The organism is Klebsiella sp. 141162, assembly GCF_050600755.1.
Lineage (GTDB): Bacteria > Pseudomonadota > Gammaproteobacteria > Enterobacterales > Enterobacteriaceae > Klebsiella > Klebsiella aerogenes.
Window position 1 is genome coordinate 447,934 of record NZ_JAQIRI010000002.1, and the last position, 15,984, is coordinate 463,917.

Genomic DNA, 15,984 nt, shown 5'->3' on the forward strand with positions numbered 1-15,984 from the left:
GTCATGTTAAAACCCCTTTCCAGGAGTAAAAGCGTGACCAAACAACGCTGGGTGGCTCGGGATTGCAGGGTGTTCCGGAGACCTGGCGGCAGTATAGGCCGTTCACAAAATCATTACAATTAACCTACATATAGTTTGTCGGGTTTTGTCCGGAACAGTGATCAAGGTCACGATTACAACATTATTTTAAATTTTAATCACCTGATTTGACAAATATTAAACATTCTTGTTACAACCATTACTAGATTAATGCAATAATGCCCAAAAGTTATGGGGTCACTCTTTCACCTGAGAATAAGTTATGTAACAGTGTGATGGTATTGACCGATGTAATCAGGACAGTTATTAGTGGTATACAGGTTTTAATATTCGGGCTGCTAAAACGCTGATTTGCTGCCGTTTCACTCCCGGGCTGAAGACGTACCATCAAGCGCCTGCGCTCTGTACCCTGCAATTTTCGCGACACAGAGCTGTGAGCAACATAACAATCTGGTAACGTAGTCAGGTTCGGGCCGAATGCAAATCCACCACCCGGCAGTCTTAAGCAATAAAAGGCGCTAAGGAGACCATAAATGTCTGATGCTAAAGCAAAAATCACCCTGGGTGGTGACACTGCTATTGAACTTGATGTGCTAAAAGGCACGCTCGGTCAGGATGTTATTGATATTCGTAGTCTTGGTTCAAAAGGTGTCTTCACCTTCGACCCCGGTTTCACTTCAACAGCCTCGTGTGAATCTAAAATTACTTTTATCGACGGCGATGAGGGGATCCTGCTGCACCGCGGTTTCCCAATCGATCAGCTGGCTACCGAGTCAAATTATCTTGAAGTGTGCTACATCCTGTTGAACGGCGAAAAACCGACCCAACAGCAGTACGACGAATTCAAAACTACCGTTACCCGCCACACCATGATCCACGAACAGATTACCCGTCTGTTCCACGCGTTCCGCCGCGACTCTCACCCGATGGCGGTGATGTGCGGTATTACCGGCGCGCTGGCGGCGTTCTATCACGACTCCCTGGACGTGAATAATCCGCGCCACCGGGAAATCGCCGCTTATCGTCTGCTGTCCAAAATGCCGACCATGGCAGCGATGTGTTACAAGTATTCTATCGGCCAGCCTTTCGTGTATCCGCGCAACGATCTCTCCTACGCGGGTAACTTCCTGAATATGATGTTCTCCACGCCGTGTGAAACCTATGAGGTTAACCCGGTGCTGGAACGCGCGATGGACCGTATCCTGATCCTGCACGCTGACCACGAACAGAACGCATCAACCTCTACCGTCCGTACCGCAGGCTCTTCCGGCGCTAACCCGTTCGCCTGTATCGCTGCGGGTATCGCCTCCCTGTGGGGACCGGCGCACGGCGGCGCCAACGAAGCCGCACTGAAAATGCTGGAAGAGATCAGCTCCGTTGAACACATTCCGGAATTCGTGCGCCGCGCGAAAGACAAGAATGACTCTTTCCGCCTGATGGGCTTCGGCCATCGCGTGTACAAGAACTACGATCCGCGCGCCACCGTAATGCGTGAAACCTGCCACGAAGTGCTGAAAGAGCTGGGCACCAAGGACGATCTGCTGGAAGTGGCGATGGAACTTGAGCACATCGCGCTCAACGACCCGTACTTCATCGAGAAGAAACTGTATCCGAACGTCGATTTCTACTCCGGCATCATCCTGAAAGCGATGGGTATTCCATCCTCGATGTTTACCGTCATCTTTGCGATGGCGCGTACCGTCGGCTGGATTGCCCACTGGAACGAAATGCACAGCGACGGTATGAAAATTGCCCGTCCGCGTCAGCTGTATACCGGCTACCAGAAGCGTGATTTCAAGTCCGATCTCAAGAAGTAATTTTAACCCTGTCGGGGTTAGCAATAAAAAAATCGGGGATCTTCCCCGATTTTTTTTATTTAAACGTGCAAATAAATTTGAATCGCTCAACAACTGGCATTAGTGCTGGCAGCCAGGGCACCAGTAAAAGGGTCGCGATGACAGCATCGTTTTCTCAATGATACTGCCGCAGCGTTCGCAGGCCTCGCCCTCGCGATGAAAGACCTTAAAGCGGAACAGCGCGCCATGATGTTTGTTTTCATCCACCTGGCCGCGGGTACGGTAAGAAAGGCGCGGGATATCCAGCAGCGCGTGCGCCAGCGCATCGAGCTGCGTTTCATTGAGCTCGGCGGCTTTATGCTGCCCGGTCAGCCCCACCTGCCACAGGATCTCTACCCGCAAATAGTTACCAAGCCCGGCGAGAAACGCCTGGTCCAGCAACAGGCCGGAAAACTGGCGATTGCGGAATTTCGCCGACAGCAGCCGCTCTCTGACCTGCCCGGCGGTTAACGTCATATCCAGCACATCCGGCCCGACCCGTTGTAAAAACGGATGATGGGCCAGCTGTTGCGCCGTCAGTATCTCAATCTCAGAGGCGCTATAGAGCAAAATCGCCTTGCGTGCGGTCTGTAACCTGACGCGCAGCACGCGCTTCGATTGCGGCTCAACGCCGGCATCCACCACGCGCCAGACGCCATACAGCTGGTTATGGCTATACAGCGTCAATCCGCCGGAGAAGTGGGTTAACAGGGCCTTGCCGCGGGTGGCGATATGGGTCACCCGCTGGCCAATTAGCTGATTTTGATAAGGTTGCAACTGTGGAAAGGCGAACCAGGCTTCGGTTAACGGTTCGCCTTTGATAGCCGCCTCCAGGGTATCCGCCGCGCGGCGGATCTCCGGGCCTTCAGGCATAGTTTCGTCCTTTTGTTAGTGCGTGGCGCCGCCGCCAATTTTGACATCGTCATTCTGTTCAAGAGCGACGGCAATTGCCGTTTCCAGCGCCGCGCGTACCGTCGCGACCGACATACTCGCCTCGCCAGGGTGGGCCGCCGCCTGTTCAGGCAGATACGGAATATGGATAAAACCGCCCTTCTGCCCGCTTTTTCCCTGCAACTGATGCAGCAAACCATACATCACGTGATTGCAGACAAAAGTGCCCGCGGTTTGCGACACCGAGGCCGGGATCCCCTGCTGGCGCAGCATGTTAACGATCGCTTTGATCGGTAGCGTGCTGAAGAAGGCCGCGGGACCGTTTGCGACGATCGGCTCATCGATCGGCTGCTGGCCTTTATTGTCGGGGATCCGCGCATCATCGACGTTGATAGCCACACGTTCGACGGTAATATCGACACGGCCGCCGGCCTGCCCGACGGCAATCGTTAGCTGCGGTTGATAGGTTTCAAGCGCGGCGTTCAGCACCGTTAGCGCCTCGCCGAACACGCAGGGTAACTGTTTAGCCACCACCTGCTGCCCGCGAATAATCACGCCATCAAGCTGCTTAACCACTTCCCATGAAGGATTAACCGTTTCGCCGCCGAACGGCTCAAAACCGGTAATTAATACGCCAGCCATCATCCCTCCTTACAGGAACATCAGGAAATAGAGTAAGAATACGTTGACGATCAGCAGCAGGATACCGGTCGGTACCTGGGCTTTAATCACCGCGTTTTTATCCGGCAGTTCCAGCAGCGCCGCCGGTACGATATTAAAGTTCGCCGCCATCGGCGTCATCAGCGTGCCGCAGTAGCCGGAAAACATACCAATCGCCGCCATTACCGCCGGATTGCCGCCATGCTGCAGGACTAAAATCGGAATGCCAACCCCGGCGGTCACGATCGGGAAAGCGGCAAAGGCGTTGCCCATCACCATCGTCAACACCGCCATGCCGATGGCGTACACGGCCACGGCGATAAAGCGGTTATCTACCGCCAGATAGTGCTCGGTCAGCCATGAAATGCTGGTTCCGACGCCCGCCGCGGTAAATAGCAGCCCCAGCACCGCGAGGATTTGCGGCAGGATAAAGGCCCAGCCGACGGAATCCAGCAAACGGCGCGCTTCCTGCATCGGCTGCGCCACCGTTTCATGGGTCATACGAATCGCCATCGCCAGGCCAATCAGCGTACCGACGGTCATCGAGAACAGGGTAATCAGCGTCGCGTGGTTGCCCGGCCCGAAGAGCGCCACCTGCCATGAAGGCAGATTGTTAAACAGCAGTACGCCAATGACGGTGACGACCGGAATCGCCAGCGCCGGATAGAAAAGTTTGTTGCCGAGGCGTTTCGCGCTGGCGGTTTTCTCTTCCTGGGTACGCTGATGGTAGCTGCCGAGGCGCACACCGCCAAAGCCAGCGATCAGCGCCAGTACCACCACCACCCCGCCGACGGCGATATTCACCGTACGCTTATCGCCCACCAGTTGATACGTCCAGTCGCCGAGCAAGAACACCAGCCCGTACAGGCCCCAGAACAGGCCGGTTGTCAGGCGCCGCGGATTGCTTTTGTCGCGCCAGGACATGATAGCCACGACCAGCAGTACCGCGCCGGCCAGCCAATATAAATACGTTTGTTGGAAGTTCATGCCGCACCGCCTTTCGCCTGCCCGGCGTTAACCCGGTCCAGCTCGCGCTGGAGATGGCGATCGAGGCGCCACAGGCGCGCGGCGTGGATCAGGAAGGCGCAGATCGCCGTCGGGATCCCCCACAGGGCAATATGCAACGGTTCCGTCTGGATCCCGCCCGACTCCAGCATAAAGTTGTGCATGAAGATGATCGCGCCAAAGGCGACAAAAATATCTTCACCGAAAAACAGGCCGACGTTATCGGTCGCCGCCGACATCGCGCGCAGGCGGTAGCGCACATGACCCGGCAGCGGGCCAAAGCGCTTTTCCGCCGCCCCCTCCGCCATTGGCGCCAGCAGCGGGCGCACCATTTGCGGATGTCCGCCGAGGCTGGTCAAGCCCAGGGCGGCGGTGGCTTCGCGCACAAACAGATAGACGATCAGCAGACGTCCGGCGGTCGCGCTATGGATCTTCGCGATCCACGCCTGCGCCCGCTCTTTCAGACCATGGCGCTCCAGCAGCCCGATCACCGCCAGCGGCAACAGCAGAATAAACGGCAGATTACGGGTATTGAGGAAGCCCTCGCCCAGTTTCTCCAGAATAGTGGCTATTGGCATATGCGCCGCCACGCCGGTGACGATCCCGGAGATAATCACCACCAGCACCGGGTTAAAGCGTAATAGAAAACCGACCACAATCACGGCAATGCCGATCAGCGGCCAGAGGGATATCACCTCTTGCATAATAACGTCCTGTTGAGTTGTGAGTGTTGTTAGTTATTTGATTTAATTATTATTAATAATACTAAGGCGGACTATTAATCAATGTCCGCGCTGACGTCGATATTGCGCCCTGCGAAAGCAGCGCGCAAGCGTCGGGCGAAATCGAGCGCATGAGCGCCATCGCCATGCAGGCAGACCGTTTCCGCCTTCACATGCGCCCATTCGCCGCCCAGGCTGCGCACCCGGTTGTGCTGCACCATTTCCAGCGTTTGCGCCAACGCCTGTTCTTCGCTCTCAATCAGCGCGCCCGGCTGGCTGCGCGGCACCAGGCTACCGTCAGCGAGATAACCGCGATCGGCGAAGACTTCCTGGCGCGTCGTCAGCTGATAGCGCTGTCCGGCGCGGATAAGCTCGCTCCCCGCCAGCCCGACCAGCACCAGCCCGGCGTCGGCATCGCGCACCGCGCGAGCGATGGCATCGGCCAGCGGTGGCTCTTTCGCCGCCTGGTTGTACAACATGCCGTGCGGTTTGACGTGCCGCAGCTCGCCGCCCTGGGCATGTACAATCGCCGCCAGCGCGCCAATTTGGTACAGCACCTGGGCGTAGACCGTCTCTGGCGGTAACTGCATCGCGGTGCGGCCGAAATTTTCCCGGTCCGGGAAGCTTGGGTGCGCGCCAATAGCAACGCCGTTTTTCAGCGCCTCGCGCACGCACTGCTGCATGAGCAGCGCATCACCGGCGTGAAAGCCGCAGGCGATATTGGCGGAAGAGACCAGCTGCAGCAGCGCGCTATCGCTGGCGCAGCCTTCGCCGAGGTCGGCATTTAAATCAATTTTCATCGCTTAATCTCCAGGCCAGTTGTTCAAGGTAACGCTGCTGGTCGGCGCGCGCTTTCAGCGCTTCTTCCAGCGAACAGGGGACGAAATGGATCGGCTGACCCAGCGGAATTTGCGCCAGTTGGTACATATCGGCTTCAATAATGCAGGCTATACGCGGATAGCCGCCGGTGGTCTGCGCATCGTTCATCAACACAATCGGCTGGCCGTTATGCGGCACCTGTACCACCCCGGGCAGCAGGCCATGGGAGAGCATTTCCCGGTCGGTTGTGCGTTTGAGCGGCTGGCCCTGCAGGCGGTAGCCCATCCGGTTGCTCTGCGGGCTAAGGCGCCACGGCGAACGCCAGAAAGACTCCTGCGACACGCTGTCGAATTCGTGATACTCCGGCCCCGGCAGCGCGCGAATGATATTACCGGTCGGTAGCTGTTTAACGCCGCGCGAGGCGCTAAAGCGGCGGGAGGATTTCCCAATCTTCAATTGATCGCCATCCTGCAACCGGCGCCCTTCGATTCCGCCGATACCGACTTTCAGATCGGTAGAGCGGGAACCTAAAACTTCAGGCACGTCGATACCGCCCGCCACCGCCAGGTAGCTGCGGATCCCATGCTGCGGAGTTTTCAACACCAGCCGCTGCCCGGCCTTCGCTTCCATTCGCCAGCCCAACCAGACCGGCGCGCCGTCGAGCGTCGCTTCACAGGCGGCTCCGGTCAACGCGAACCAGCAATGGCGGGTAAACTGTACATCGACCTGACCCAGCGTAATTTCCAGCGCCGCCGTCTCCGGCGCATTGCCCACCAGCAGATTGGCAATGGTCATTGCCGGTTTATCCAGCGCGCCGCAGCGGCTAATCCCCCACTGGCGCTGGCCTTCCCGGCCGCCATCCTGGACCGAGGTGTACATGCCGGCGCGGATAAATTTCAACATACCCCCTCCTTCTGCGGCACAAAGCGCACGCGATCGCCAGAACGTAGCAGCACCGGCTCTTCACGTTTTGGATCGAATAATGCCAGCGGCGTGCGACCCAGCAGCTGCCAGCCGCCCGGCGTCGCCAGCGGATAGATACCGGTTTGCGATCCGCCGATACCAACCGATCCCGCCGGTACCAGCACGCGCGGCTCGGCGCGACGCGGCATCGCCAGCAGCTCCGGCAGGCCGCCAAAGTACGGAAACCCCGGCTGGAAACCCAGAAACCACACCATGTACTCCACCGAAGAGTGCAGTTCGACCACCTGCTTTTCGCTCAACCCGCTATGGCGCGCGACATCGCCAAGGTCTGGCCCCGCCTCGCCGCCGTAGATAACCGGGATACTTATCTCGCGGGATTCCGGCTCCAGCGCATCGCTCTCTTCCCACCAGCGCTGCAGCTTGTCAATCGCCTCCCACGCCATCTCCTGCGGACGACGCAGCACAACGGTGATGTTGTTCATCCCCGGAATCACTTCAACCACCTCTTCGCGATCGGTCAACCGCTGCGTCAGGCCCCAGATACGTTTTTGGCTCTCCAGGGTCACCGGAGGCTCAAGCTCCAGGACCACCGCCGTTTCACCTAATAGATAACAACGCGCTCGCTGCACTTTTTTCTCTCTCATCAGGCCGGGTTAGGGATATCAATAAAGGTGACGTCCAGGTCAGTATTTTCCGTCAGCCACTCGCTCAGGGCGCGAATACCACCGCGCTCGGTGGCATGATGGCCGGCGGCATAAAAATGCAACCCCTGCTCACGGGCGGAATGAATCGTCTGCTCAGACACTTCGCCGGTAATAAAGGCATCGACGCCAAAGCGGGCCGCGCTATCGATAAAGCTCTGGCCGCCGCCGGTACACCAGGCGACGCGGGTAACTTTGTCCGGCCCGGTATCGCCGCACCACAGCGGTTTACGCACTAATCGCGCTTCAATCCACGATGCCAGTTCCAGCCCGGATACCGGCATAGAAAGCTCGCCCCACGGCACCAATGGTTCGATTTCCCCCATTACATTGATCCCCAGCAGCTGCGCCAGCTGGGCGTTATTGCCCAGTTCCGGATGCGCATCCAGCGGTAAATGCCAGCCATAAAGGTTGATATCGTTGGCCAGCAGCGTTTTCAGCCGATTGCGCTTCATGCCGCGGATCACCGGCGACTCGCCTTTCCAGAAGTAACCGTGATGCACAATCACCGCATCCGCCTGCAGACGAACGGCTTCATCAAGTAGCGCCTGGCTGGCGGTCACGCCGGTGACGATTTTCCGCACCGTCTCCCGCCCTTCCACCTGCAGGCCGTTCGGGGCGTAATCACTGATGGCCGCGCTATTCAGTTTTTCGTTAATTAATTGTTCCAGTTCGCTATTTTTCATTGCCGCTCCATCAGAAAATCAGTTTGCACAAACCTATAACATAACCACATCCGCCCGAGTCGTCGATAGCGACGCCAAAGGGTCCATTTCAGCCATTCGCGTAATCGCCCAAATTGCCTCTTCCCCTCACCGCGCATTAGTGTATATTTATGCACTTATAAAGCATATTAAATAACCAGAAAGCCATTTAGGCCATGAATAACACCAGACAAACGCTATTCATGCAGAAAGATCGACTTTCGTTTTACGGCCAGGAAATGAACGTTACATGAACAGACAAACTTCACAGCCACGGGCGATTTATTACGTCGTTGCGCTGCAAATTTGGGAATACTTCAGTTTTTACGGCATGCGGGCGCTGTTAATCCTGTACCTCACCAACCAGCTCAAGTACGACGATAACCACGCCTACACCCTGTTTAGCGCCTACTGCTCCCTGGTCTACGTCACCCCTATTCTCGGCGGCTTCCTCGCCGACAAACTGCTCGGCAACCGCATGGCGGTGATGCTCGGCGCGCTACTCATGGCTATCGGTCACCTGGTGCTCGGCGCCAGCGAAGTCGCTCCCACCTTCCTGTATCTGTCGCTGGCGATTATCGTTTGCGGTTACGGACTGTTTAAATCCAACGTTAGCTGCCTGCTTGGCGAACTGTACGAGCCGACCGATCCGCGCCGCGATGGCGGCTTCTCGCTGATGTACGCCGCGGGGAATATTGGTTCGATCATCGCGCCTATCGCCTGCGGCTACGTGCAGGAAGAGTACAGCTGGGCGATGGGCTTTGCGCTGGCGGCAGTCGGCATGATTGCCGGACTGGTGATTTTCCTCTGCGGCGGTCGCCACTTCCGCCATACCACCGGCGTTAACCGCGAGGCGCTGCGCGCGCGGACCTTTGTCCTGCCAAACTGGGGCTGGCTGCTGGTTTTGCTGGTGGCGACGCCGCTGCTGATTACCGTCTTGTTCTGGCAGGAGTGGTCGGTGTATGCGCTGATCGTCGCGACGGTGATTGGCCTGGCGGTACTGGCGCGCATTTATCTGCGCGCGGAGAACGACAAACAGCGTAAAGAGCTGCGCCTGATTATCGTCCTCACCGGTTTTAGCCTGCTGTTCTGGGCCTTCGCCCAGCAGGGCGGCAGCTCCATCAGCCTGTATATCGACCGTTTCGTGAACCGCCACGTCATGAGCTATGAAGTACCAACCGCGATGTTCCAGTCGGTTAACGCCTTTGCGGTGATGCTCTGCGGTATGGTGCTGGCATGGCTGGTCAAAGAAAACATCAAGGGCAACCGCACCGTGCGTATCTGGGGAAAATTCGCCCTCGGTCTCGGGCTAATGAGCGCTGGCTTCTGCATTCTGACCTTAAGCGCCCGCTGGTCGGCCGCGTATGGCCACTCCTCCATGCCGCTAATGGTACTGGGGCTGGCGGTGATGGGTTTCGCCGAACTGTTTATCGATCCGGTAGCGATGTCGCAAATCACCCGTATCGAAATCCCCGGCGTCACCGGAGTGCTGACCGGTATCTATATGCTGCTTTCCGGGGCGATCGCCAACTATCTGGCCGGCGTCATCGCCGACCAGACGTCGCAGGCGTCGTTTGATGCCGCCGGCGCGGTTAACTATTCGATTGAAGCCTATATCGACGTCTTCAGCCAGATCACCTGGGGCGCGCTGGTCTGCGTCGGCCTGGTGCTGGTCATCTGGCTGTATCACTCCGTGAAGGTCAAAACCCGCCAACTGGCGGTAGAATAAAAACTATCTGGCGGCTTCCCAGGCCGCCAGCGTCTCCAGCCGCGCCTGCTTATGGTCAACCAGCGGGCGCGGATACTTCAGCGCTACCCCCTGTTTATCCGCCCACAGCCACGGCTGATGCAGCGCTTTCTCTGGTACTTCCGCCAGTTCCGGCAGCCAGCGGCGAATAAACTCGCCCTGCTTATCAAATTTCTCCCCCTGGGTCGTCGGATTGAAAATACGAAAGTAAGGGGCTGCGTCGGTACCGGTCGAGGCCGCCCACTGCCAGCCGCCGTTGTTGGCCGCCAAATCGCCGTCGATCAGTTGGCTCATGAAATAGCGCTCGCCTTGCCGCCAGTCGAGGCGCAGGTCTTTCGCCAGGAAGCTGGCGACAATCATCCGCAGGCGGTTGTGCATCCAGCCGGTGGCGTTAAGCTGCCGCATGGCGGCATCGACGATGGGGAAACCGGTTTGCCCCTGTTGCCAGGCCCGCAGTTCATCCTCATTGCTGCGCCAGGCGACCTTGTCGGTCCAGGCGACAAAGGGCCGGCCTTTACACAGTTTCGGGTAGTAAACCATCAGATGACGATAGAACTCGCGCCAGATAAGCTCGTTCAGCCAGCTTGCGCCCGCTTCGCCATCCAGCGCGCCGGGCTGCTCCCGTAGCAAGCGATGCAGGCACTGGCGCGGCGACAGTACGCCTACCGCGAGACACGGCGATAGCCTGCTGGTTCCTTCTATTGCCGGGAAATCGCGCTGCTGATCGTAATCCGCCGCCGGCTGCTGGCAAAACGCGCGCAATCGAGCGAGCGCTGTTTTTTCATCCGCCGCGAACAGATCGGTGTCAAATGCCGTTTGCGGATAGTTGATTTCAGGCAGCGGCGGCGCCTGACGGGCGGCTGACGGGCGTGGTTTAGGCGCCGCCACGCACTCCGGCAGCCCTTCACGCAGGCGGCGGATAAAGGCATTTTTAAACGGCGTAAAGACTTTATACATCTCGCGGTTGCCGGTCATCACGCTGCCCGGCGGCAACAGCACGCTGTCGTCAAACCCCTGACAGGTAACTTCTGTCAGGCTTTTCTCAACACCGGCGTCGCGCCGGCGCTCATTAAACTCATACTGATAGTTATAAAATAGATGGCTCACCTGGTGCTGTTTACAGAAGCGCGTCAGCAGCTCGATGCTGGCGGCGAAATCGTCCGCTTCTTCTACCAGCAGCGGAATACCGCGTTCCGCTAATGCCGCGTGCAGGCTGCGTAAATGGCTGGCGATAAAGGCCGCCTGGCGCGGCGCCATATGATGCTGGCGCCACTGCTCTGGCGTGGCGATATACAGCGCCAGCACCTGCGCCTGCGGGTCGCGGCAGGCGGCGGCCAGCGCCAGATTATCGTGAAGGCGTAAATCCATGCGAAACCAGACCAGATGGGTGGCCATAAAACTCCTCACTCTCCGTAAGCAAAACTCATCACTCAGGCCGGCAAAATAGCGCGCTGCGGCAAAATAAGCACCTGCCAATTCTGCCACGGCGCGTGAAAGCTAAGTGTAGACAGCAGACGAAAAAAAACCGCCGGTCGTCAACCGGCGGTTTCTATATTCGTCGTAGCAGCGCGGATTAGTAGAAATCGTGCGCGGCTTTTTCCGCCTGCGCCATCCATACCGGCTGCTCACTGGTTTTCGCCCATACGCGATGCAGCCAGCTGTAGTAACGGGCACGATCTTTCCAGAACAGCATCACCGGCAGCGCAGCAACCCCGGCCACGACGGCGAAAGCGCGACGCATCAGGATAATGTGAGCAGGATAAGCTTTGTACAACGCCATAATTTCTCTCCCCTTTGTCAGGCCGGCAAGCAACGCCGGTAAATGTCACAATGTTTGTCTGCACAAATAGTACCGCGCTGGTTGTAATTTTACTACTCATCCGACCACTAAAAAGCACTTATTTATACTTAATTTACATTCACGGCGTAATTGAGTTACAAAAAAGTTAAATTAATACTAATCATTAGTTAAATTGTGCCTTTAGCCATTTTTATACTTTTTTTACACCGCCCGCGGCGATTTTTGCGAAATCTTTGCGCCGAAATTTCTACCCTCTCGGTATATCAATAAGAGACACACCCGGAGGTGGAAAGTGACTACAGGCATCATTGCCGGCGTAACGCTGGTGTTCCTGCTGCTGGCGTATCTGGTCTATGCCCTGATACATGCGGAGGCGTTCTGATGGCCGCGCAAGGGTTCTTACTTATCGCCAGCTTCCTGCTGGTACTGCTGGTGCTGGCGCGGCCACTCGGTTCGCTGTTGGCGCGAATGATAAACGATGTTCCGCTCCCGGGGCTTGCCGGCGTTGAGCGCGGTATCTGGCGGCTGGCGGGGATTCGCAGCCAGGAGATGGACTGGCGGCAGTACTTGATAGCCATTGTGCTGTTTAACGCTATTGGTCTCGCGGCGCTGATGGCGCTGCTGATGTGTCAGGGTTGGCTGCCGTTCAATCCGCAGCACTTCCCCAATCTGTCCTGGGATTTAGCGTTGAATACCGCGGTAAGCTTCGTCAGCAACACCAACTGGCAGGCCTACGCCGGGGAAACCACCATGAGCTATCTCAGCCAGATGGTAGGTCTGGCGGTGCAAAACTTCCTGTCGGCCGCGACCGGTATTGCGGTTATCTTCGTGCTGACCCGCGCCTGGGCGCGACAGAAAGTCAGCACCCTCGGCAACGCCTGGGTCGACCTGACCCGCATTACGCTGTGGCTGCTACTGCCTCTTTCTCTGCTGATCGCGCTGTTCTTTGTGCAACAGGGCGTGCCGCAGAACCTGCAGGCTTATCAGCCGTTCACCAGCCTGGAAGGCGTTCGCCAGTGGCTGCCGATGGGACCGGTCGCCTCGCAGGAAGCAATCAAAATGCTCGGTACCAACGGCGGCGGCTTCTTTAACGCCAACTCATCGCATCCGTTTGAGAACCCGACGGCGTTAACCAACCTGGTGCAGATGCTGGCGATCTTCCTGATCCCGGCGGCGCTGTGTTTTGCCTTTGGCGAAGCGGTCGGCGATCGCCGTCAGGGACGCGCCATCCTGTGGGCGATGGCGCTGATTTTCGTGGTCTGCGTGGCGGTGGTGATGTGGGCGGAAACCCGCGGAAATCCGCATCTGCTCAGCCTTGGCGCCGACAGCAGCCTGAATATGGAAGGGAAAGAGAGCCGCTTTGGCATTCTCGCCAGCAGCCTGTTTGCGGTAGTCACTACTGCGGCCTCCTGCGGCGCGGTCAACGCGATGCATGATTCCTTCACCGCGCTGGGCGGCATGGTGCCGATGTGGCTGATGCAGATTGGCGAGGTGGTCTTCGGCGGCGTGGGCTCCGGGCTGTACGGCATGCTGCTGTTCGTCATGCTGGCGGTATTTATCGCCGGGCTGATGATTGGCCGCACGCCGGAATATCTCGGCAAGAAAATCGACGTGCGCGAAATGAAAATGATCGCGCTGGCGATTCTGGTGACCCCGACGCTGGTACTGCTCGGCACCGCGCTGGCGATGATGACCGAAGCCGGACGCAGCGCCATGCTGAATCCTGGGCCGCACGGCTTTAGCGAAGTGTTGTACGCGGTCACCTCGGCGGCCAACAACAACGGCAGCGCCTTCGGCGGCTTAAGCGCCGGCACGACCTTCTGGAACCTGCTGCTGGCGTTCTGCATGCTGGTGGGCCGCTTCGGGGTGATCGTCCCGGTGATGGCGATTGCCGGGTCGCTGGTGAATAAGAAAATTCAGCCCGCCAGCTCCGGGACGCTCGCCACCCACGATGCGCTGTTTATCGGCCTGCTGATCGGCACCGTCCTGCTGGTCGGCGCCCTGACCTTTATCCCCGCACTGGCGCTCGGCCCGGTGGCGGAACACTTCTCTTTACTTTAAGCGATGCGGAGCAGCCTGTTATGAGTCGCAAACAATTAGCCCTGCTGGAGCCGACGCTGGTGCGTCAGGCACTGCTGGATGCGGTGAAAAAACTCAGCCCCTCGGTGCAGTGGCGTAACCCGGTAATGTTTATCGTCTGGATCGGCAGCGTGCTGACCACCCTGCTGGCGATCGCCATGGCCGGGGGGTATCTCGCGGGTCACGCCGGTTTTACCGCCGCCGTCAGCCTGTGGCTATGGTTTACCGTACTGTTCGCCAACTTCGCCGAAGCCATGGCCGAAGGACGTAGCAAAGCGCAGGCCAATAGCCTGAAAGGAGTGAAGAAAACCGCTTTCGCCCGTAAGCTGCGCGCGCCCCAGCACGATGCCCCGATGGATCACGTCCCGGCGGAAGAGTTACGCAAAGGCGATATCGTGCTGGTGGAAGCCGGCGACATTATCCCCTGCGACGGCGAAGTGATCGAAGGCGGCGCTTCGGTAGATGAAAGCGCCATCACCGGGGAATCCGCGCCGGTGATCCGCGAGTCCGGCGGCGATTTCGCCTCGGTAACTGGCGGTACCCGGATCCTTTCTGACTGGCTGGTGATCCGCTGCAGCGTCAACCCTGGTGAAACCTTCCTCGACCGGATGATCGCCATGGTTGAAGGGGCGCAGCGCCGTAAAACGCCGAACGAAATCGCATTGACGATCCTGCTGATCGCCCTGACGCTGGTATTCCTGCTGGCTACCGCCACCATCTGGCCCTTCTCGGCGTGGAGCGGTAATGCGGTTAGCGTTACCGTGCTGGTGGCGCTGCTGGTGTGCCTGATCCCAACCACCATCGGCGGCCTGCTTTCCGCTATCGGCGTCGCCGGGATGAGCAGAATGCTCGGCGCCAACGTTATCGCCACCAGCGGTCGCGCGGTGGAAGCCGCCGGCGATGTCGACGTACTGTTGCTGGATAAAACCGGTACCATCACCCTCGGCAACCGTCAGGCCTCGGCATTCCTGCCGGCGCGCGGCGTCGAAGAGCGCGTGCTGGCCGATGCCGCCCAGCTGTCGTCGCTGGCGGATGAAACGCCGGAAGGCCGCAGCATCGTGGTGCTGGCGAAACAGCGCTTTAATCTGCGCGAACGCGACCTGCAGTCGCTGCACGCCACATTTGTCCCCTTTACCGCCCAGACCCGTATGAGCGGTATCAACATCGACCAACGTATGATCCGCAAAGGGTCGGTAGACGCGATTCGCCGCCATATCGAAGCTAACGGCGGCCACTTCCCGGCCGATGTCGATAAGCAGGTAGAAGAGGTCGCCCGCCAGGGGGCCACGCCGCTAGTCGTCGCGGAAGGCGAGCGCGTACTGGGGATTATTTCGCTTAAAGATATCGTCAAAGGCGGCATTAAAGAGCGTTTCGCCCAGCTGCGCAAAATGGGCATTAAAACGGTGATGATCACCGGTGATAACCGCCTGACCGCCGCCGCCATCGCCGCCGAAGCGGGGGTTGATGATTTTCTGGCCGAAGCGACGCCGGAAGCCAAGCTGGCGCTGATTCGCCAGTATCAGTCGGAAGGACGGCTGGTGGCGATGACCGGCGACGGCACCAACGACGCCCCGGCGCTGGCGCAGGCTGATGTAGCGGTCGCGATGAACTCCGGCACCCAGGCGGCGAAAGAGGCGGGCAATATGGTGGATCTCGACTCGAACCCGACCAAGCTGATTGAAGTGGTGCATATCGGTAAACAGATGCTGATGACCCGTGGGTCGTTAACTACATTCAGTATCGCCAACGACGTCGCCAAGTATTTCGCGATTATTCCGGCCGCCTTCGCCGCCGCCTATCCGCAGCTGGCGATGCTGAACGTGATGCATCTGCACTCGCCCTCTTCGGCGATCATGAGCGCGGTTATTTTCAACGCCCTGATTATCGTCTGCCTGATCCCTTTAGCGCTGAAGGGCGTGAGCTATCGTCCGCTGTCGGCATCGGCGATGCTGCGCCGCAACCTGTGGGTTTACGGCCTCGGCGGCCTGATTGTGCCTTTCGTTGGTATTAAAGCCATCGACCTGTTGCTGACCCTGACCGGTCTGGTGTGAGGAAAC

General features: G+C 58.4%; 16 protein-coding genes. 6 read left to right on the top strand and 10 right to left on the bottom strand.

All coding sequences use genetic code 11. The features are described from left to right. The first annotated feature begins 257 nt into the window (after nucleotides 1–257). Both PGR23_RS09725 and gltA read left to right on the top strand, forming a co-directional pair. Nucleotides 258–389, top strand: coding sequence for a hypothetical protein (locus tag PGR23_RS09725; RefSeq protein ID WP_418268990.1), 132 nt, complete (start codon nucleotides 258–260; stop codon nucleotides 387–389). 183 nt (nucleotides 390–572) lie between these two features. Next, a complete protein-coding gene (gltA, locus tag PGR23_RS09730; protein WP_015367676.1) occupies nucleotides 573–1,856 on the top strand; it encodes a citrate synthase in 1,284 nt (427 codons plus the stop codon). Nucleotides 1,857–1,955: 99 nt separating this feature from the next. Here gltA and nei read toward each other — a convergent pair whose 3' ends face one another. The 8 genes from nei to ybgI form a co-directional block, all read right to left on the bottom strand. Next, nucleotides 1,956–2,747, bottom strand: a complete 792-nt coding sequence (gene nei, locus PGR23_RS09735; RefSeq protein WP_396279829.1) for an endonuclease VIII — start codon at nucleotides 2,745–2,747, stop codon at nucleotides 1,956–1,958. 15 nt (nucleotides 2,748–2,762) lie between these two features. Beyond that, complete coding sequence (pcp, locus tag PGR23_RS09740; protein WP_396279830.1) at nucleotides 2,763–3,407, bottom strand: pyroglutamyl-peptidase I; 645 nt, start codon at nucleotides 3,405–3,407, stop codon at nucleotides 2,763–2,765. Nucleotides 3,408–3,416: 9 nt separating this feature from the next. Then, nucleotides 3,417–4,412 carry a DUF979 domain-containing protein gene (locus PGR23_RS09745; protein ID WP_047049226.1) on the bottom strand — a complete coding sequence of 332 codons (996 nt, stop codon included), beginning with the start codon at nucleotides 4,410–4,412 and terminating at the stop codon, nucleotides 3,417–3,419. Beyond that, nucleotides 4,409–5,134: a DUF969 domain-containing protein gene (locus tag PGR23_RS09750; RefSeq protein WP_047049229.1), complete on the bottom strand. Its 726-nt coding sequence runs from the start codon at nucleotides 5,132–5,134 to the stop codon at nucleotides 4,409–4,411. The genes PGR23_RS09745 and PGR23_RS09750 overlap by 4 nt, the downstream gene beginning before the upstream one ends. 74 nt (nucleotides 5,135–5,208) lie before the next feature. Continuing rightward, nucleotides 5,209–5,952 carry a 5-oxoprolinase subunit PxpA gene (gene pxpA / locus PGR23_RS09755; protein ID WP_320482276.1) on the bottom strand — a complete coding sequence of 248 codons (744 nt, stop codon included), beginning with the start codon at nucleotides 5,950–5,952 and terminating at the stop codon, nucleotides 5,209–5,211. Continuing rightward, nucleotides 5,942–6,874: a 5-oxoprolinase subunit PxpC gene (pxpC, locus tag PGR23_RS09760; protein ID WP_213797409.1), complete on the bottom strand. Its 933-nt coding sequence runs from the start codon at nucleotides 6,872–6,874 to the stop codon at nucleotides 5,942–5,944. Before pxpC ends, pxpA begins: the two co-directional genes overlap by 11 nt. Continuing rightward, nucleotides 6,868–7,524, bottom strand: a complete 657-nt coding sequence (gene pxpB / locus PGR23_RS09765; protein WP_063414786.1) for a 5-oxoprolinase subunit PxpB — start codon at nucleotides 7,522–7,524, stop codon at nucleotides 6,868–6,870. The genes pxpC and pxpB overlap by 7 nt, the downstream gene beginning before the upstream one ends. A 14-nt stretch (nucleotides 7,525–7,538) precedes the next feature. Beyond that, a complete protein-coding gene (ybgI, locus tag PGR23_RS09770) occupies nucleotides 7,539–8,282 on the bottom strand; it encodes a radiation resistance protein YbgI (protein WP_396279831.1) in 744 nt (247 codons plus the stop codon). A gap of 268 nt (nucleotides 8,283–8,550) precedes the next feature. On the opposite strand from ybgI, the gene dtpD reads away from it, so the two are divergent. After that, nucleotides 8,551–10,029, top strand: a complete 1,479-nt coding sequence (gene dtpD, locus PGR23_RS09775; RefSeq protein ID WP_213797407.1) for a dipeptide permease DtpD — start codon at nucleotides 8,551–8,553, stop codon at nucleotides 10,027–10,029. Between the two features lie 3 nt (nucleotides 10,030–10,032). On the opposite strand, the gene phrB is transcribed toward dtpD, so the two are convergent. After that, entirely contained in the window at nucleotides 10,033–11,442 is a 1,410-nt protein-coding gene (gene phrB, locus PGR23_RS09780; RefSeq protein WP_320482277.1) for a deoxyribodipyrimidine photo-lyase, read from the bottom strand. Nucleotides 11,443–11,620: 178 nt separating this feature from the next. After that, nucleotides 11,621–11,827: a DUF2517 family protein gene (locus tag PGR23_RS09785; protein ID WP_015367687.1), complete on the bottom strand. Its 207-nt coding sequence runs from the start codon at nucleotides 11,825–11,827 to the stop codon at nucleotides 11,621–11,623. 313 nt (nucleotides 11,828–12,140) lie between these two features. On the opposite strand from PGR23_RS09785, the gene kdpF reads away from it, so the two are divergent. From kdpF to kdpB, 3 genes are read left to right on the top strand one after another with little or no spacing between them, the layout of a single operon-like run. After that, nucleotides 12,141–12,230, top strand: coding sequence for a K(+)-transporting ATPase subunit F (gene kdpF / locus PGR23_RS09790; protein WP_020079348.1), 90 nt, complete (start codon nucleotides 12,141–12,143; stop codon nucleotides 12,228–12,230). Then, nucleotides 12,230–13,909: a potassium-transporting ATPase subunit KdpA gene (kdpA, locus tag PGR23_RS09795; protein WP_063447458.1), complete on the top strand. Its 1,680-nt coding sequence runs from the start codon at nucleotides 12,230–12,232 to the stop codon at nucleotides 13,907–13,909. Before kdpF ends, kdpA begins: the two co-directional genes overlap by 1 nt. A gap of 20 nt (nucleotides 13,910–13,929) precedes the next feature. Further along, nucleotides 13,930–15,978 (top strand): potassium-transporting ATPase subunit KdpB, encoded by a 2,049-nt coding sequence (gene kdpB, locus PGR23_RS09800; RefSeq protein WP_063447457.1) that lies wholly within the window; start codon nucleotides 13,930–13,932, stop codon nucleotides 15,976–15,978. The last annotated feature ends 6 nt before the right edge of the window (nucleotides 15,979–15,984 follow it).